15 protein-coding genes are annotated in these 18,481 nt (G+C 65.5%); 5 read left to right on the top strand and 10 right to left on the bottom strand.

Translation table 11 applies throughout. The features are described 5' to 3' along the window. Entirely contained in the window at positions 1-1,425 is a 1,425-nt protein-coding gene (aspA, locus tag BRC58_01985; protein ID PSP19049.1) for an aspartate ammonia-lyase, read from the bottom strand. Between the two features lie 55 nt (positions 1,426-1,480). Between aspA and BRC58_01980 the strand changes: the two genes are divergently transcribed. Continuing rightward, a complete protein-coding gene (locus BRC58_01980) occupies positions 1,481-2,053 on the top strand; it encodes a pyridoxamine 5'-phosphate oxidase (GenBank protein ID PSP19048.1) in 573 nt (190 codons plus the stop codon). Between the two features lie 41 nt (positions 2,054-2,094). Here BRC58_01980 and ilvB read toward each other — a convergent pair whose 3' ends face one another. Together ilvB and BRC58_01970 are read right to left on the bottom strand one after the other, a co-directional pair. Next, positions 2,095-3,960: an acetolactate synthase, large subunit, biosynthetic type gene (ilvB, locus tag BRC58_01975; protein PSP19047.1), complete on the bottom strand. Its 1,866-nt coding sequence runs from the start codon at positions 3,958-3,960 to the stop codon at positions 2,095-2,097. Between the two features lie 174 nt (positions 3,961-4,134). Next, positions 4,135-4,674, bottom strand: a complete 540-nt coding sequence (locus tag BRC58_01970) for a hypothetical protein (protein ID PSP19046.1) — start codon at positions 4,672-4,674, stop codon at positions 4,135-4,137. Between the two features lie 226 nt (positions 4,675-4,900). Between BRC58_01970 and BRC58_01965 the strand changes: the two genes are divergently transcribed. Continuing rightward, a complete protein-coding gene (locus BRC58_01965; protein PSP19082.1) occupies positions 4,901-5,962 on the top strand; it encodes a ferrochelatase in 1,062 nt (353 codons plus the stop codon). Positions 5,963-5,986: 24 nt separating this feature from the next. On the opposite strand, the gene BRC58_01960 is transcribed toward BRC58_01965, so the two are convergent. Then, entirely contained in the window at positions 5,987-7,285 is a 1,299-nt protein-coding gene (locus BRC58_01960) for a cyclopropane-fatty-acyl-phospholipid synthase (GenBank protein PSP19045.1), read from the bottom strand. Positions 7,286-7,368: 83 nt separating this feature from the next. On the opposite strand from BRC58_01960, the gene BRC58_01955 reads away from it, so the two are divergent. From BRC58_01955 to BRC58_01945, 3 genes are read left to right on the top strand one after another with little or no spacing between them, the layout of a single operon-like run. Beyond that, positions 7,369-8,106, top strand: a complete 738-nt coding sequence (locus BRC58_01955) for a hypothetical protein (GenBank protein ID PSP19044.1) — start codon at positions 7,369-7,371, stop codon at positions 8,104-8,106. A gap of 35 nt (positions 8,107-8,141) precedes the next feature. Further along, positions 8,142-8,882 carry a cytochrome C biogenesis protein gene (locus BRC58_01950; GenBank protein ID PSP19043.1) on the top strand — a complete coding sequence of 247 codons (741 nt, stop codon included), beginning with the start codon at positions 8,142-8,144 and terminating at the stop codon, positions 8,880-8,882. Positions 8,883-8,891: 9 nt separating this feature from the next. After that, entirely contained in the window at positions 8,892-10,247 is a 1,356-nt protein-coding gene (locus BRC58_01945) for a cytochrome C biogenesis protein CcsB (protein PSP19042.1), read from the top strand. Here BRC58_01945 and BRC58_01940 read toward each other — a convergent pair. From BRC58_01940 to BRC58_01915, 6 genes are all read right to left on the bottom strand, one after another. Next, positions 10,244-11,578 carry a hypothetical protein gene (locus BRC58_01940; GenBank protein PSP19081.1) on the bottom strand — a complete coding sequence of 445 codons (1,335 nt, stop codon included), beginning with the start codon at positions 11,576-11,578 and terminating at the stop codon, positions 10,244-10,246. The genes BRC58_01945 and BRC58_01940 overlap by 4 nt on opposite strands. A gap of 223 nt (positions 11,579-11,801) precedes the next feature. After that, complete coding sequence (locus BRC58_01935) at positions 11,802-14,648, bottom strand: translation initiation factor IF-2 (GenBank protein ID PSP19041.1); 2,847 nt, start codon at positions 14,646-14,648, stop codon at positions 11,802-11,804. Positions 14,649-14,733: 85 nt separating this feature from the next. Further along, positions 14,734-15,042 (bottom strand): DUF448 domain-containing protein, encoded by a 309-nt coding sequence (locus BRC58_01930; protein PSP19040.1) that lies wholly within the window; start codon positions 15,040-15,042, stop codon positions 14,734-14,736. A 1-nt stretch (position 15,043) separates the two neighbouring features. Beyond that, a complete protein-coding gene (gene nusA, locus BRC58_01925; protein PSP19039.1) occupies positions 15,044-16,348 on the bottom strand; it encodes a transcription termination/antitermination protein NusA in 1,305 nt (434 codons plus the stop codon). Between the two features lie 42 nt (positions 16,349-16,390). Next, a complete protein-coding gene (locus BRC58_01920; GenBank protein ID PSP19038.1) occupies positions 16,391-16,852 on the bottom strand; it encodes a ribosome maturation factor RimP in 462 nt (153 codons plus the stop codon). A gap of 115 nt (positions 16,853-16,967) precedes the next feature. Then, positions 16,968-18,416: a hypothetical protein gene (locus BRC58_01915; GenBank protein ID PSP19080.1), complete on the bottom strand. Its 1,449-nt coding sequence runs from the start codon at positions 18,414-18,416 to the stop codon at positions 16,968-16,970. Positions 18,417-18,481: the final 65 nt, after the last annotated feature.

Here is an 18,481-nt window from a genome sequence, read left to right as displayed (position 1 = left end):
TTACTCCGGAGGGGCCGCATCCGGCAGGCAGCTCATGGTTTCGAGGTCCAGCGCCCGGGCTAGGGCTTCGGGCGACATCAGGCCCTGCTCCAGCACGATCTCGCGGATGGAGCGGCCCGTTTGCAGGGCTTGCCGGGCAACCTCGGCGGCATTGAGATAGCCAATGTGCGGGTTGAGCGCCGTCACCAAGGCAATGCTGGCCTCGGCGTAGGCCCGGCAGCGCTCGGGGTTGGCCTCAATGCCCTGCAGGCAGCGCGCCTCCAGCGCGCTCAGGGTGTTGCCCATGAGTTCAATGCTGTGAATGAGGTTGTAAGCGATCAGCGGCATCATGACGTTGAGCTCGAGCTGGCCCGCTTGCGCCGCTTGGGCGATGGCGCTGTCATACCCCATGACCTGAAACCCCACCATGGCAGCCATCTCGGCCATGACGGGGTTGTACTTGCCGGGCATGATCGAGGAGCCCGGCTGCACCGGCGGCAGCCGGATCTCGCGCAACCCGGTGTTGGGGCCCGAATCCATTAGCCGCAGGTCGTGCGAGATTTTGAGTGTCTCCTGTGCCAGGTTGCGCAGGGCCCCCGAGGCGTGCGTGAAGGGGGCCATGCTCTGCATGGCGGCCATGGGGTGGGGGGCAACTTGCAGCGGCCATCCGGTGAGCTCGGCCAGGCAGGCGACCACGCGCTCGCGGTATTGGGGATGGGTGTTGAGCCCGGTTCCGGTCGCGCTGCCGCCAAGGCCCAGCGACTGCAGCTCGGTGGCCGCACCCTGGAGGCGCGCCCGGTGCTCGCTCGCGGTCTGCGCCCAAGCGCGAAACGTCTCGCCCAGGCGCACCGGAACGGCATCTTGCAGGTGCGTCCGGCCGGCGCGGACCACGGTCTGGAACTCCTGGGCCTTGCGCTCCAGCGTGGCGATCGCGGCTGCCAGGGCCGGATCGAGGGTACGCTCGAGCGCTAGCAGCGCGCCGATGCGGATGGCAGTGGGGATGACATCGTTGGTGGATTGGCCGTAGTTGACGTGGTCGTTGGGGCTGAGGCGCGCGTAGTGGCCTTTGCGATCACCTAGCAGCTCCAGGGCGCGGTTGGCTAGTACCTCGTTGACGTTCATGTGGTGCGAAGTGCCGGCCCCGGCCTGGTAAACATCAACGACAAACTGGTCCCGCAGCTGGCCGGCCAGCACCTCGTCGGCCGCTCGCTCGATGGCAGTACCAATGTCGCTTGGGATGCAGCCCAACTCGCGATTGGTACGGGCGGCGGCCTTTTTGACCAGCACGCAGGCCTCGACGTACGTCGCCGGGGGGCCAATGCCGCTGATGGGAAAGTTATCGCGGGCGCGCAGCGTTTGGATGCCATAGTACGCATGCTCGGGAACCGAGCGCTCGCCCATGGAATCCCGCTCGCTGCGATAGCTTGGATGCGCTCGTTCGGTCATGGCTGCTGGGCGGGTCGTGGCTCCCATTGTCCTACGCTGCTTCCGATAGCTGCCCATGGAGCGCTATACCGAGCTGGAGGCACTGCATCAAGCAGTTTGGGCCGCGATCGCGGGCGGTGCCAGCGAGGCGCAGCACCCCTACCGCACGCCCACCCTGGGCACGCTCGGCCCCCAGGGGCCGCACTTGCGGACGATCGTGCTGCGTGAAGTGGCCCTCGCCGAGCGGGTACTGTGGTTTCACGCTGATCGCCGCAGCCAAAAAGTGCGCGACCTCCAAACCCAGCCGCAGGTGGCGTGGCACTTCTGGGATCCCGAGTCCCGCTTGCAGCTACGCCTGCAGGGCGAAGCCACGCTGCACTGGGACGATGCCTGGGCCGAGTGGCTGTGGCAGCGCAGTCCCGCGCGCAGCCTGCAGGTGTATTGCAAGCCAACGCCGCCGGGGACAACGCTCGAGACACCCCAGTCCGGTCTCGTGCCGGGCGATGTCAGCGACGGGCGCTCCCACTTTGCCGCCATCCGCACCCGCGCCAGCGCGCTCGACGTGCTGCACTTGCACCCGCAGCAGCACTACAGGGCCTGGTTCCGGTACAGCCAAGCGGGAACCGACAGTCGCTGGATCGTCCCCTAAATGGGGGGGGCAATCGCCTTAGGGAGCTGGCAAGCTCGGTCCTAGATCTTGGCGCCGCACTCGGGGCAGAACTTGTGGCTCGCCGGGTTAGGGGTGCCGCAGTTGCTGCAGTCAACCGGCTCGGCAGTGGCTTCAGGGCTGGCTGGCTCGGGGACGCCCACCATCTGGGCGTTGCTTTTGCCCGGCGGCACCATGGGGTAGCAGTTTTCGTCTTCGGTAACCTGGGCATCGAGCACGGCCGGTCCCTCATGCGCGAACAACTCGGCCACCGCGGCCTCCAGATCCGCGCGATCGCGCACGACGCTCCCTCGGATGCCGAACGCCTCGCAGAGCTTGACAAAATCGGGCATGCCCGCCTGCATGTTGGAGGCGGAGTAGCGCTCGTCAAAAAAGGCCTGCTGCCACTGGCGGACCATGCCCTGCCAGCCGTTGTTGATAATGACGGTTTTGACGTTAATGCCGTACTGCGCCAGCGTGGCCAGCTCTTGCACGTTCATCTGAAAGCTGGCATCGCCACTGATGCAGATGACCCCGTCCTCAGGCCAGGCCACTTGGGCGCCCATGGCTGCCGGCACGCCGTAGCCCATGGTACCCAGGCCGGCGCTGGAGATCCAGCGGCGCGGCCCCACGTTGATGAATTGGGCCGCCCACATCTGGTGCTGCCCCACATCGGTGGTGTAGTAGGCATCCGGGGCCTGGCGGCCCAGCTCGACAATAACCTCCTGCGGCGACAGCCCGCCTTCCGGGCGCGGCACGATTAACGGGTACTGCCGGCGCCAGCGCTCGATGCGGTGCCGCCAGGCTTGGGTCCGCTCGGCATCACTGGGCAGCGACTGGGCTTGCGCTTGCTGCAACAGCTGCTGCAGCACCTGGCGCACGTCCCCGACAATGGGGAACTCGGGAGCACGGTTTTTGCCTACCTCGGCCGGATCGATGTCGATGTGCACCACCCGAGCGCGCGAGGCAAACGCATCCAGCTTGCCCGTGACGCGATCGTCAAAGCGCGCGCCCACGGCAACGAGCAAGTCGCACTCGCTGACGGCGTAATTGGCGTAGGCCGTGCCGTGCATGCCCAGCATGCCCACCGATAGGGGGTCGCGCTCGTCGAAGGCCCCCAACCCCATCAGGGTGGTGGTGACCGGAATTTGGAAGCGCTGGGCTAGCTCGCTGACTTCGGCGTGGGCGCCTGAGGCGATGGCACCGCCGCCCACATAGAGCAGGGGACGCTCGGCCGCATCGATGGCCTGCAGCGCCCGCTCGATTGGGCGCGGGCTACCGCTCGCGGTGGGTGCGAACCCCCGAATCCGCACCTGACCGGGCGGGACGGGGACGTAATCGCACGTCTCGGCCCCAACATCCTTGGGAATGTCGATCAGGACCGGTCCCGGTCGGCCGGTGTTGGCAATGTGGAAGGCATCCGCAATGGTTTGCGGGATCTCATCGGCCCGGCGGACTAAGTAGGAGTGTTTGACCAGCGGCAGCGTGATGCCAAAGGTATCGGTTTCTTGAAACGCATCGGTCCCGATAGCCGGGCGCGCCACCTGGCCGGTAATGGCCACCAGCGGAATGGAGTCCATGTGCGCGGTGGCAATGCCGGTAACCAGGTTGGTGGCCCCCGGCCCTGAGGTGGCTAGGCAAACGCCGACTTGGCCCGTGGCGCGCGCGTAGCCGTCGGCTGCGTGGGCGGCCCCCTGCTCGTGCCGGACCAGAATGTGCTTGAGGTCGCCGCGGTAGAGCTCGTCGTACACGGGCAGGACCGCCCCACCGGGATAGCCAAAGATGTGGGTGACGCCGTGGCGCTTGAGGCTATCGATGAGCGCAAAAGCCCCCGTTTGCCGCTCGGGCGTTGCTAGCGCTTCCGTATCCCGGGCGGGCTGCGTTCGTTGCGAGAGGCGAACCGAAACCATAACAGCCCCCACCCCCTATTCCAAATGCCTGCCAGATTGTTGCGCAGCACAAGCGAGCGCCCGGAGGGAGCCGGGAATCCGCTCCATGCGCGCGAGCAGTCTGATCGCGATCGCCGCTGTCTGGGTAGCCCCAGCCTAGCATTATAAGGACACCGCGCGATGGGCTCGACACGCTTACCGCTCGCCGTAGCGCGCGAGCAGCAGCTGCAAGAATTCCGCTGCCGTGCAGCGCACGCGGCAGCCCGGTCGCAGCAGCCACCACCCCCAAGCGCGCTGCGGCTGCCCCCAGAGCGCCCGATGGGCAACGGGCGGATCGCTATAGAACCCGTCCCGGCCAGCGCCCAACAGCGCCGAACTGCAGTGGGTGAGGTGATCGTGGCTGAGGCGGTGCTCTGGGAACGAGCTCCCCAGCGGGACGCCCCAGCCGTCGATCGCGATGGCGGCGCTGACGCGCCCGCCCTGGCGCTGCCACGCCCGCGCGCCCCCTAGGGCACCAACGACGCCAGCGCTAAAACCCACGAACAGCACAGCGGGCGCTCGCTCCGGCGGCTGGCCCAGTTGCTGCCGCAGGTCCGCCAGTACCAGTTGGGGGGCATAGGGCGGATGCGCCGCCGGCAGGACGTACCAATGCTGGGCGTGCGATGCCGCCAGGGCGCGCAGAAAACCGGCTGTCAGCGCCGGGGGATGGATGCCGGGACAGACCAAAACAGCCATCAGTGCTTGGCCCCGAGCGCCGCTCGGAGCGCTGCTGCCCCCGCCAGTGGCGGGATGGTGGCACTGCCGCTATCCCCCAGGAGGGGATGTTAAGCTATAGCAGTAACGCCATCTCTGCCTGCCTGTTAGCAATACTGCCCCAAGGAGCTTAGCTGTGGTCGCCACTGAACCCCAATCCAACCCCACCCCCACTAACACCGGCAACGAGCGCGTTGCAGTTTTGCTCATGGGATACGGCGAGGTCGAGAGCTACGAGGACTTCGCCAACTACAACGAACAAGCCCTGCACCTGCTAACGGGTAAGTTTGCCCCCATTCCCACCTGGCTCTATCCACCCTTTGCGCGGCTGCTAGCTTGGCTGGATTTCCGCGAGTGGGGGCACCAGCACGACAATTTCATCTCGCCGCACAACGAGATTTTCGAACGGCAGCGTGCTGGCATCGAGCAGAACCTGCAAGCTGTCTGGGGCGATCGCGTGGAAGTGTTTAAGGCTTTTAACTTCTGCGCGCCCTACCTGCCGGACCAAGTCATTGCCAATATTAAAGAGCAGGGCTTTGACAAGTTGCTGATCTATCCGCTGCTGGTGGTGGACTCCATCTTTACCAGTGGCATTGCCGTCGAGCAGGTCAACAAAGCCCTCGCCCACCTCACCAACGGCGGTCGCGATCGCTGGCTGAGCGGCACGCGCTACATTCCCTCCTTTTTTGATCGCTCCGACTACATCGACTTGCTGGCTCGCCTGGTCGAGGACAAGGTCGAGCGCGATCTGGTCCCCCATTACTTGCCCTCGCGCATCGGCATCATCCTGCTCAACCACGGCTGCCCGCACAAGGCCAAAGGGTATACCTCGGGCATTACCGAGAGCGAGGCCCTCTACGAGCGCGTCCGCGAGCGGCTCATCAACAAGTATCCGCTGGTTTCGGTGGGGTGGCTCAACCACGACACGCCGCTGATCGAGTGGACCCAACCCAATGCCGAGCTGGCAGCCGAAAACGTCATCAAGCTGGGGGCTTCGGCGGTGGTAATGATGCCCATTGGCTTTGCCACCGAGAACCACGAAACCATCCTGGATGTGGATCACATCATCGGCCGCGTCCGGCAAAAGCATCCGGCGGTTGCCTTCGAGCGCATGCCCTGCGTCAACGACCACCCCGAGTTTTTGCAGATGGCAGCCGATTGGGCCAGCGAGCAGATTGAGGGGCTGCTCTCTGAAGGAACGGCGGCGTCGCCACAGCTGGCAACTACCCCTGCCCCCCACTACCACGGCCACGGGCAGCACCATTACTAAACTGCTGGCAGGGGGCATCCCCCATCAGCAAAGCCAACCTGAGCGGGCCAGCGGCAGGTTCCAGTTGGTATCGCCCTTGCGCCGCAGCAGGGTCTGGTAGATCCCCATCTGATTGGCCTCAAAGCCCATTGCCGAGCCCAGCAGGTACAGCTGCCAGAGCTTGACGCGGCGCTCGCCAATGAGGGCGCTGGCGCAATCGGCGGCCGCTTCCAAGTTGGCGGCCCAGTGGCGCAGCGTTTTGGCGTAGTGGGGCCGCCAGCCATCCACATCCACCACTTCCCAACCGGCGTTCTCGGCGGCCAGCAGCATGCGCGAGAGCTTGACCAGCTCGCCGTTGGGGAAAATATAGCGATTGATAAAGCGCTCCCCAACGCTGGAGCCGTTCCAGTCCTCGGCTGCCGTAATGCCGTGATTGAGAAACAGCCCGCCAGGCTTGAGGACCGCCAGCGCGCTGCGAAAGTAGGCGGGATACTGCGCGAAGCCGACGTGCTCGACCATGCCGACGGAGACAATCTTGTCGAAGGTGGGGACCTGGGGCAGATCCCGATAGTCACGCAGCTCCACTTGCACCCGATCGCCCCACCCCTCAGTGCGGATGCGGTGTTGGTTGTAGTCCACCTGCTGCTGGCTGAGCGTGATGCCGTAGCCGCGCACGCCGTAGCGCTCGGCCGCCCAGCGCAGCAGGGCGCCCCAACCGCAACCAATGTCCAATAGCGTCTCGCCCGGTTGCAGCTTGAGTTTTTGGCAGCTGAGGTCGAGCTTGCGCTGCTGCGCTTCGGCCAGGCTGGTATGGGGCGAGTCGAAGTGGGCGCAGGAGTAGACCTGGAGCGGATCCAGCCACAAGCTATAGAAGTCGTTGCCCACGTCATAGTGGTGCTGGATGGCCGCCCGATCACGGGCCTTGGTATGGGTGCCCAGCTTCTGCCAGGGCCAGCGGGCGTGGAGGGCAATCGGCGATCGCGGTAGGGTCAGGGCCTGCAGCCAGGCTCGGAGGCTCTGGCGGCGCTGCAAGCCGCTAGCTGCCAGGGAGCGACCGAGCGCAACCAGGCCATCGGCCGGACCGCTGAAATCGAAGTACCCCTGCAAGTGGGCCTCGGCCAAAACGAGCGGATCGCGCCCCAGCAGCAGCGCGCGCACCACCCCGGGATGGTGAACGTACAGCGTGAGGGACTCCGTACTACCGGCTTCGGTGCCGCCGAACCAGAGCGATTCTGCCCCCCAGCAATCGATGCGCACGCGGCTGGGGAACGATTGCAGCGCTGCGCCCAACCAATCGCGCACGGCACGGGGAAGCCTGAGTTGAGCCATAGGCACACTCGCCATTAACGGGGCTACTAACAGTACGCTATAACAACAGAGCAGTGTTGTCCCAAGGTTTGCTCCCAATCCGGCTGCCGTGGGGAACGATGGCTGGCAGTTCCACCGCCCTGGCTCGCCTGCTGCTGGCCGCCGGCTTGCAGGGCCAGCGCCTGGCTGCGACGCAGCTGGCCTTGCTGCGCCAGGTCCCGGCTTGGGGCTTTGACAACCTGCTGGCCGATTGGGTCTACCTGCGCTTTTTGCAGTACCACGGCAGTCGCGGTGCCCGCGCTGCCACCGGCTACGACCTCAACCCGCAGTACTTTCGCGCCATCGTCGAGCGCGACCCCCACTTCCTGGCGGCGTATTTTTATCTATCCCCGGCGACCTCGCTGTTTGCCGGCAAGCCTCAAACTAGCGTCGCGCTCATCGGACAGAGGCTGCAACACATCGACACCAGCCGCACCCCGCGCGCTTGCTATCTCTGGGTCTATCGCGGCACGGACCAAATGCTGTTTCTGCCCGGCCAGCAAGCGGCCGCGCGCTCCTACCGCAACGCCGCCCGCTGCGCGCAGCAGCACGATAGCGCCCAGATGCACCAGCTCGCCCGCAGTGCGCGCGATACGGCCCGGTTTTTGCGCACCCACCCCATCGGTGATCGCGAGCGCGCCAACGCCTGGGCGGGCATTTTGCGGCGTGCGCCCGATGGGGCCACGCGCCAGCGCGCCATCCGCGCCATCGAGCGCCTGGGCGGGGAGGTGACTGCGACTGCCGGAGGACAGCTCGAGGTTCAACTGCCGCCTAGGGGAGCGGCGCAGCGACAGCAACCAGCGGAGCCAAGGCGATAAGCTAGAATGCCCACACGCCGGCTTTTAAGCGCGCCATGCTCGAGACGCTCCAGCTGCGGTTGTACCAATTGCAACAGTTTGCCGATGCGCTCGTCTCCGCCCAGCTAGCCGAGCTCAATGCCTTGAGCGTTGCGGCGATCTTTAGTGCCGGCTTGCTCACGAGCCTGACGCCCTGCATGCTGTCCATGCTGCCCGTCACGGTAGGCTACATTGGCGGGTACGAGGCCAGCGGGCGCCGGCAGGCCCTCGTCCAATCGGCCTGGTTCGCGTTGGGGCTGGCAAGCACGCTGGCAGCGCTGGGCATACTGGCTGCCACCGTAGGGCGCGTCTACGGGCAAATTGGCGTGGGCTTGCCCGTTTTGGTGAGCTTGGTGGCCATCCTCATGGGGCTAAACTTGCTCGAGTTGGTTCCGCTGCGCTTGCCATCATTGGGGGCGAACGTGCCCATCGGGCAAGATTGGCCCCATGGTGTGCGCGCGTACGCGCTGGGCCTGACGTTTGGCTTGGTTGCCTCCCCTTGCAGCACGCCCGTGCTGGCGACGCTACTGGCTTGGGTGGCCTCCACTCAAGACTGGGTTTTGGGCGGCGCTTTGCTGTTTGCCTACACCGCCGGCTACGTCTTGCCGCTGGTTGTCGCCGGGACGTTTACCGCCACGCTCAAGCGGTTGCTTGCGTTGCGCCGCTGGTCGGGCTGGATTGCCCCGGCGAGTGGGGCTTTACTCGTTGGGTTTGGGGCGTTTTCGCTACTCGCCCGCGTTCCGGTTGGCGCGCTCTAGCAAACGGGCATGGTGAGCTCTCCCCCTGAACCGCAGCCAGCGCTGACCGCCGTCGCCCGCGAGCTGGTCCGGTGCACCGCCAACCTGCGCCTAGCCATCGGATTGCTGCTAGCCATTGCGGCAGCCAGCATTAGCGGCACGCTGATCGAGCAAGGGCGATCGCCAGCGTTTTACCGGCGGCAATACCCGGGCGAGCTCCCCGGGCTGGACGTCCCAGTGGGCGAGGCCATCCCCTTGCTGGGGCTGGATCGCGTCTATAGCGCCTGGTGGTTTTTGGCGCTGCTGGTGCTGCTGGGGGCCAGCCTGGCGGCTTGCACCTTCACCCGCCAGCTGCCGGCGCTCAAAGCAGCGCGGCGCTGGCGCTTCTACCGCAAGCCGCAGCAGTTTCGCAAGCTGGCGCTCAGCGACGAGCTGCTCGGCCGGTCCCTAACCGAGCTGGAGCCACTGCTGCGCCAGCGCCGCTACCAGGTGCACCGGGACGGCGATGCCCTCTACGCCCGCAAGGGATTGATGGGGCGCATCGGCCCCATCGTGGTGCATGCCAGCATGCTGCTGATCTTGGCTGGCGCGATTTGGGGAGGCTTGGCCGGGTTCACGGCCCAGCAGATGATCCCCAGCGGTGAGACGGCCCAGGTGCGCAACATCATTGAAGCTGGGCCGCTGGCACGCAGTCAAATTCCGCAGGATTGGGCGCTGAAAGTCAACCGCTTTTGGATCGACTATCGCAGCAGCGGCGAGATCGAGCAGTTCTACTCGGACCTCTCGGCAGTCGACGCGCAGGGCCAGGTGCAAAAGCGCCAAACCATCCGGGTCAACGAGCCCTTCCGCTACGACGGGGTGACCGTCTATCAAACCGATTGGGACATCCACGCCGTCAAGCTACGCCTGGACGACAGTCCGGTGTTCGAGCTCCCCATGAAGCCGCTGGAGTCAGCGGATGAGGGCCAGCTCTGGGGCACCTGGGTCCCGGTCGAGCCCGATCTGAGTGCTGGCATTTCGCTGCTGGCGCGCGACCTGCAAGGCACGCTGCTGGTCTACGACACGGACGGTCAACTCACCAGTGCCGTGCGCCCCGGCATGGCGGCCGAGGTGGATGGGGTGACCCTGCACGTGCGCGACCTCATCGGCAGTACGGGGTTGCAAATCAAAGCCGATCCGGGCGTGCCGCTAGTTTACGCCGGGTTTGGCCTGCTGATGGTGGGCGTGGTCATGAGCTACGTTTCCCACTCCCAGGTGTGGGCGCTGCAGGATGGCGATCGCCTCTACGTGGGCGGCAAAACCAACCGCGCCCAAGTCACCTTCGAGCGCGAGCTCTTGCAGGTGCTCGAGCGGCTGCAGCAGCAACCGACTCCCGCCCCAAGCTAAGCATCCCAGTCCGAGCCCAGCCGGCGCCGCCACTCCTCGTCGATGCGATCGGCGCGCTCGCTCTCTTGTTCGGCCAAATCGCGATCGCTGGTGTAGATCGCCTCCTGCTCGGCCAGAACCTGCCGGTCGGCAAACTGGCGGGCGTAGGTCAATTTCTGGCGCAGCGCCGCATCCGGCCGGTTGAGCGCTTGGGCGCGCTGGGCGCGCATTTGGTTGTTGGCTTCGATGGACCGGTTGCGCCACCGGATCCAGTAGTAGCGCCCCAGCGGGACGGCCAAAAAGCTGATCGCGTAGGCGAGCAGCAAGCCGTAAATCGACTGAATGAAAGCCAGAAAGCCTCCTGCCTGCGCGATGGCAGCCGCATTTGGGCCCTGCAGCAGCGAGCCCAGCATGAGCGCCAGCACCAGGTTGAGACCGCCTAGGCCAATGGCCCCCACAAGCTGGCCGCGCCCGGCTTCGCTAAAGCGCCAGGGCTGTTCCTTGAGATAGGCCGGAACGGGGTCGCGATCGCGCTGGGTGGCGGTCACCTGCAAGTCAGGGAAGCAGTAGACGATGCTGCCGCCCTCCGAAACCTCCGGGTAGCCATTGAAGCGCGCCAGCACCGGCAGCATGAAATCCTCATCCTCGCGGTCTTCGGCAGCAATGTCGTCCAGATAGGGCGCCACCTGCTCGGCCACTGCGGTCCCGCCGTTGTTGCGAATGACGGCGGCGATGGTGCGCCAGCGGCGGGCTTCTAGATCCGCATTGGGATTGCCATCGCCAAACAAAAACGAAAAAACCGCTTCCAGAAAGTTCATGCGGCTGCTGCCGCGTCCTGGCGTCGAGCGCTCGCGCTGGCGGTGCCGCCGCTCTTCCCAATCGGGGGCAAAGATCCAGAACGGATCGGGCCCGATCAAAAACAGCGGCGTGGGAAAGCCCAACCCACCCCCCATGCTGGGACCGTCGCCGCCGCCTTCGTCGTCGCCACCGCCTCGCAGGCCCATGGCAATGGCTGCGATCGCCAGCACCATCAGCAGGATGGACAGCAGCAGCATGATGCCGAACGAGATGCGAATGAGGTAGAACAGAACGCCCCAGACTTGGTTCCACCACGCTTGCAGTTGCAGGCGCAGCGACTGGTTGCGTCGGATGGCGCGAAAGTTGCGGGGGAAGGTGTAGGCAATCTCGCCCGACTCAGCGACTTGCAAGTGGCCGCCGGCCTCTGAGGCCAGCTCGAGCAGCCCGCGCCGAGCGCGATCGAGGTCGGTCCCCGCTTGCGCGGCGACATCGCCCACCGTTACCCGATAGTCCAGCCGCTCGATCGCGTTGGCAATGGCCGTGTTGGCCGCCATGGCGCCCCCTTCAATCGCGTCGTTGCGGAGCGGTTGCCGAGGTTGCGTGCAGGCAATAGCTAATGGGGCAGCCCCGGCTGCTAGCGCGCCCATCCCACGCTAGCCCCCAACTTTGTGCGCCTTACCTGCGTTCCATTGCAGTGCGAGCGCTCGGCGAGCGCGCTCCTGCCTTCCAGGATAGCCCAGGCACTCGAGCGGCACGGGCGAGCGCGGGCAGGCTAGCCTACTGCTTTTTATCCGCCAAGCTTCGGCGCTGCACCACCATTTCGTAGGCTTCGATGGTGTCGCCTTCCTGCCAGTCGTTGAACTTGTGCGCGCCAATGCCGCACTCGTAGCCGGCGCTGACTTCCTTGACGTCGTCTTGGACGCGCTTGAGCGAATCGAGATTCCCCTCGTAGATGACCGCGTCCCCGCGGCGCACGCGGATGTTGCGGTTGCGCGCAACGCGGCCCGAGCGGATGTAGCAACCCGCCACCGTGCCGCGGCCTACCGGGAACACCGCTCGCACCTCGGCTTCGCCCAGCGGCTGCTCGACCTCCTCGGGCTCGAGCAAGCCCTCCATGGCGCCCTGAATGTCGTCGACGAGCTTGTAGATGACCTCGTACTCGCGGATGTCGACGCCTTCCCGGTCGGCAGTATTGCGGGCACCGCTTGCCAGCGAGGTGTTGAAGCCCACCACGATCGCCCCGCTCGCGGCGGCCAGATCGATATCGGCTTCGCTGATCTCGCACGGGGCAGCCAGCAGGACGCGGACTTGCACTTCCTTCTGCGGAAGCTGCTGTAGCGCCCCCAAAATGGCTTCCACTGTCCCTTGGACGTCGGTTTTGATGACGAGGTTGAGCTCTTTCAGCTCGCCTTGTTGGGCCTGGGTCGAGAGGCCGCTGAGCGTCACGCGGCGCGACATGGCTTGCTGCAGCCGGCGCTCGCGTTGCTGCTCGCTGCGTTCCTCAGCCGTCTCGCGCGCCGCTCGCTCGTCGCGGAAGGCCTCGAACTCGTCCCCGGCCGAGGGGACATCGCCCAGGCCCAGCACCTCAACGGCAAAAGACGGCGAGGCCGCCTCAACACGCTCGCCGCGGTCGTCGGTTAGGGCGCGGACCTTGCCAAACACCCAACCGGCAACGATGGGATCCCCCACGCGCAGGGTCCCGTTTTGCACCAGCAGCGTGGCGACCGGACCGCGGGCCCGATCCAGGTGGGCTTCGATCACCGTGCCTTTGGCCGGCCGCTGCGGGTTGGCGCTCAGCTCCTCAATCTCGGCCACCAGCAGCAGCATCTCGAGTAGCGAGTCCAAGTTCTCGCCCTGGACTGCGCTTACCGGAACGACCACGGTTTGGCCGCCCCACTCTTCGGGGATGAGGTCCAGCTCGGTGAGCTCTTGCTTGACCCGATCCGGATCGGCTTCGGGTTTGTCGACCTTGTTGAGCGCCACCACAATGGGGATCCCCGCTGCTTGGGCGTGGCTGACGGCCTCCTGGGTTTGGGGCTTGACGCCATCGTCAGCGGCCACCACGAGCACGGCAATATCGGTGATGCGCGCGCCGCGCGCCCGCATGGCGGTAAAGGCCTCGTGGCCGGGGGTGTCGAGGAAAACGACCTGCTTGGTCTCGCCTTCCTGCTCGACATTGACGTGGTAGGCCCCCACGTGCTGGGTTATGCCGCCGGCTTCGCCCTCCACCACTTTGGTTTGGCGAATGGCATCGAGCAAGCTGGTCTTGCCGTGGTCGACGTGCCCCATGACGGTGACCACCGGCGGGCGCAACTGCAAGTACTCGAGATCCTCGCTGTCGAGCATCTCGCTTTTTTGCGCTGCCGAGCTGCGCTCGGGAGTCTCGATGGTGACGCCGCGCTCTTCAGCGACAGCGCGCGCAGTGGCGCTATCGAGGGTTTGGGTGACGTTGGCTGCAACCCCCTGGAAAAACAGCTGCTTGACAATATCGGTTTCGGCGATATTCAAGCGCTCGGCAAGCTCGCGCACCGTGAGCTCGCGCTCCAGAACGACTTTATCGGGCAGTTGCGGTTCTGCCGGCTCCTGACGGCGCTGCTGCTGCCGCGCTTGCGATTTGGCAGCGCTGGGCTTGCGGGTGGGCTTTTTGGGCCGGCTGGGGGCTTTGGTTGCCGGTGCTTTGGTGGCCTGCGAGCCGGGCCTGGACGGCCGCTCCAGCGATCGCGCGCTGGTCGATTGTGCTGGAGCGCTGGACTCGGTTGGCTCGGCCGTTTCCGTCTCGAGCTGGGCCATGTCGAGGGACGCTTCGTCCTCCTCGACTTTGGGCTTGGGTCGCTTGGTGCGTCCGGATTTGGGCGGTTTGCCGGCCTGGCGCTCGGGCCGCTCGTCTTGTTTGGGCGCCGCCGTCTCGGGTCGCTTGGGTTTGGGCGTTGTGCTGGGCTCGCCGCTCGGGCGGGCGGCCGGCTCGGTCTTGGAGGGCTCGCTCGTCTTGGCACTCGGCGGCGATTGCGGTCGCTCGGGCCGCTGGGGCTTGTTGCGTTGGGGCGGCGGTTGCGGTGGTGTGGCCGGTTTGACGGCTGGCTGCGTGCTTGCTGCAGCTTCGGTGGTCTCGCTAGGGGGAGCAGCCGCTTGTTGGGGACGGGACGCTTGCGGCTGGGCAGGCTTGGGCGGACCGGCGAGCTCCGGTTTTTGGGGAGACTGGGCGGCAGGGGCTTTGGACGGCTCGGGCGCGGCCTGCGGCGGCTGAGGAGATTGAGGAGGCTGAGGAGACTGAGACTGACCGCCTTGGGCCTCGGCCGAACCGGCCGTTGCGCTAGCAGCCTGGGAGCGCTTGCGAACGGCGAGGATCTCTTGTTGGCTCCCTGGCTGCTGGTTTGCGCCCGAGCGCCCGTTGGTAGCGGAGCGGCGGCGGTTGGTACCGGACGGCTTGCCCCGACTGCCAGCACCGCCATCGCTAGCGCGCAACCGGCCGGCTGCCGTCCGGATCTGCTCGGCTTGCGAGGCAGTAATCGTGCTGCTGTGGCTTTTGACCGCAATATCGAGCTCCTCGCAGAGGCGCAAGATCTCTTTGTTTTTGAGCTTGAGCTCCCGCGAGAGTTCGTAAATGCGAATCTTGCCGTCGGTCATCCGCTCAGTCCCTGATGCCTGCAGTCCCCGTTTGTGCTGGCCGGCTCGCCCGCTATTGGGAGCGGCCCAGCCCAAGCGGCCCCTTTCATGCTAACGAAGCATCCTCACCATCGGGCGCTGGCCGGCGGTTTTGCTCGGTGGCTTCGCGCGCTGCCAGGTGCTGCTCCAGCGCTCGGTCGATGCGCTCGGGAACGGGCGCTTTGAGCGCGCGCGCCAGCCGCTTTTTGCGGCGGGCCGCTTGCAGGCACGGCCGCTGCGGGCACAGGTAGGCCGAGCGCCCCATGCCGCTATCCAAGCGCACCTCGCCGCTGGGATGCGTTCGGACGATGCGCCAAAGTGCCGATTTGGGCGCGAGCTGGCGGCACCCAATGCAGCGCCGATAGGATTCGGCCATGCTAACGGTCGGAGCGCTCCGAGTGGGATTCGAGTTCGGCACCTTCGGCCGCTTCCGGGATGGCTTCGCCGGTGGCCGGCGGCTCATCCATTAAAAAGACATCCGGGCCGCGATCGTCGCTGGTATCGGCCTCGGCTTGGGTGGCTGCCGGCGCTTGCGAGGCGTCGGCTTCGCTATCGAAGGCCGTGGCGCTTTTAATGTCGATCTTCCAGCCGGTCAGGCGGGAGGCCAGGCGAACGTTCTGCCCGTTTTTGCCGATGGCCAAACTGAGCTGATCGTCAGGTACCAAAACCAGGGCCTGCCGCTGGTCGGGATCTTGCAGGATGACGCGATCGAGCTGTGCCGGGCTGAGCGCGCTGGTGATGTAGGTGGCCGGATCGGGGGACCAGCGAATGACATCAATTTTTTCGCCGCGCAGCTCATTGACAACGGCCTGAATGCGCGAGCCTCGGGCGCCGATGCAGGCCCCGACCGGATCGACATCGCTCTCGAGGGTATCGACCGCGATTTTAGTCCGCGCGCCGGCCTGGCGGGCAGAGGGGTTGGCCTCGCGCGAGACCGCCACAATGCGCACGATTTCGTCTTCGATCTCGGGCACTTCGTTGGCAAACAGGTAGGCCACCAACCCGGCAGCAGCGCGCGAGACGATCAGCTGCGGGCCGCGGTGGGGCCCTTCGCGCACGCGATCCAAAAAGACGCGGAAGGTAGCGCTGGCGCGGTAGTTGTCGTTGGGCAGCTGCTCGCGCCGGGGGAGCTCAGCCTCGACCTCGGGTTGGTTGTAGCTGCTGCGCACGGCCATGATGACCGACTGCCGCTCGAAGCGCAGCACGCGCGCTGGCAGGACGGTGCCTTCCAAATCGCTGAACTCTTCTTGCACCATCCGGCGCTGCTGGTCGCGCAGCTTTTGCAGCAGCACTTGCTTGGTTTGGATGGCGGCCATGCGACCGAACTCTTGCTGCTGGGGCGTCACGTCGATGACCACCGAGTCGCCCAGCTGCACGTCGCTGGCTACCGCTTGCACCTCTTGCAAACCGATCTGGTGGTCGCTGTCCTCGACTGACTCCACGATTTCTTTGGTGGCGAGGACGCGGAAGCCTTCGGCCTCGGGGTCGAGCTCGACCTCGAAGTTGTCGAAGTAATCCTCGCTAAAGCGGTAGCGATCCAGGTTGCGCGCGCGCCGGTAGCGCTCGTAGCCCTTGAGCAAGGCTTCCTGGAGCGCTTCCTGAACGACCGACTCGGGGAGATTGTGGCTCTCGCTGACATCGTCGATCATCTTGCGCAGCCCGGGTAAGCTAACCAGCGACATGAGGCGTCCTCCTAGTACAGACAGCAGCGGATGGGGCGATCGCTAGCTGGGCGAGTCAAGCATCACCGCGGCGATCGCGCGGCGCGGAATGCGAACGGGCTTGCCCTTTTGATTGAGATAGAGCGTATCGGCGTCCCGGCCCTGGAGGTTGCCGCACCACTCCCGGCGGCCCTTGTAGGGCTCGCTCGTGCGCACGCGCACGGCAAACCCCTTAAACGAGGCAAACTCGCGATCGGTGGTGAGTTGTTTGGGAACCCCCGGACTCGAGACCTCCAAAAGATAGGCACTCGGAACGAGCTCTTCGGCATCGAGTTGGGCTTCGAGCGCGCGGCTCATGCGCTCGCAGTCATCCAAGCTCGTATCGGCGTGCGGGTTGCGCACCGCAACGTGCACCACCGGCGGGCTCTGGTGGGGCTGGAAGGCAACCTCAACCAGTTCCAGGCCCAGCTCGCGGGCGATGGGACGTGCTTGCGCTGTCAGCTGCGGCACGAGCGGGTGGCTCATCAAACCTAATAAAAAAAAGCGGGCTATACCCACTTTCCAAGCGGCCCAAATTGGGAAGCGGCCCTCTGGGAGGGGCACCGCTTGCAGTATAGCGCAATCAGCGCGCAGTCAGGGCTTAGTTCCCGCCAGTGCCGGACTCGTTCAAGCGCCGCAGCTGGCGCGTTTGCTCGAGCAGCTCTTCCACATCCTGCTGCGAGAGCCGCCGCACGTAATTGATCTTGATCTCCTCTAGCAAGTCAACTAGCAGCGACTGCAGCTGCTCCAGGGTCTGCTGCGCTTGGATCTCCGAGCTGTAGGCTTGGCGCAGGTTCTCTCCCAGGCGGCGCAGGATTTGCTCGGCCGTGGGGTCCTCCTGGGTGGTCACCTCGATCGCTTCGTAGCACAGCGCATACAGCTGCGAGACCAGGCGCTCGGTCGTTCGCTCGGACATCGCAGCCATACCGGGCAGGGCTGTCAGCTGCCGGTAGCCGGCTGCTTGCTCTAGGGCTTTGGTGAGGTTGTAGCGCAGGTAGGCTTCAATATCGGGCCGGATTTGCGGCAGCACTTGGTGCACGGTCAGCCGCACCAGCAGTCTGGCGAGCTCGGCCGTCTCATCGACCTCGTTGAGGTCGATGTAGGCGCGCTCGCCTTGCCCGGCCAACCAACTCCGCAAATCGCCGCGGCGGATGGTGGCCTGGAGCTGATTGATGCCCTGGACGACCACCACCTCGGTCAGTTCTTCGCCGATAGTGGCGACAAAGCCGCGCGAGAGCTGCTCCTGAATCCCGTCGAGATCGATTAGGCGCGCTTGGTGGAGCCGCACGGTCAGCGGGATGGCGCGCAACCAGCGGGCGACTGGCAGGAACCAAAATAGGTCGTACCAGCGCCACAGCATGGCTTCGCGCCACCGCAGGGCCGGTCGCTGGCGCTGGATCCAGTAAGTGCGCCCCAAAAACTCCAGTCCAAACAGGACCGCGAAGGGCAGATCTAAGATCCAGAAGCGATCGATGAAATCGCCGTTCTCGTTGATGCCGCGCGTATAGTTGGTGGCCGCCAGCGGCTCGATACGGTTGCGGAAAAACTGCAGCTCCTGCTGCCACCCCTTGCGGCTCAAATAGGCTTGGCTCCAAAAGATGCGAAACGCTTGCTCGGGCGAGCCCACCCCAAACTGCGCGCTCAGCCCCACCCGATTACGCATGCGGTTCTCGATGGCTTCGAGGGTGGCCGTTTTGCCGGCTAGCTCGAAGGGGTTGCCTTGCACTATCTCGGCGCTGAGCTGGCGCAAGCGCACCAACTGTTGCTTGGTCGGCCTCGATTTGACCCCCATGCGCTGGATTTGGCGCTCGAGCTGCTCGACGGCTTGCAAGTACTGCTGCGTTTCGGGATGGGGGCGAATGCCCTTAATGGGGTCGTACCACTGGGTAACCGGCGGTCGCGGTACGCGAAAGCGGACGCCCTCTACGCTATAGGGGCCGATGCGAAAGCCCGGCAGCTTCACCCGGCCCTGGAGCCAAAAATCGCGCAGCGGCAGATAGGTTAAATCGAACAGCACCAGCGCGAAATTGGCCAGCGCAGCCAACGCCATCAGCCGCTCCAGCCACAAGATGCGGCGGCGGTAGTGGCGGCTGGATGGGGCAGAGCGAGTCATGC

Source organism: Cyanobacteria bacterium QS_8_64_29 (assembly GCA_003022125.1).
GTDB lineage: Bacteria > Cyanobacteriota > Cyanobacteriia > Cyanobacteriales > Rubidibacteraceae > QS-8-64-29.
This window is presented reverse-complemented; position numbering and strand designations above follow the sequence as displayed.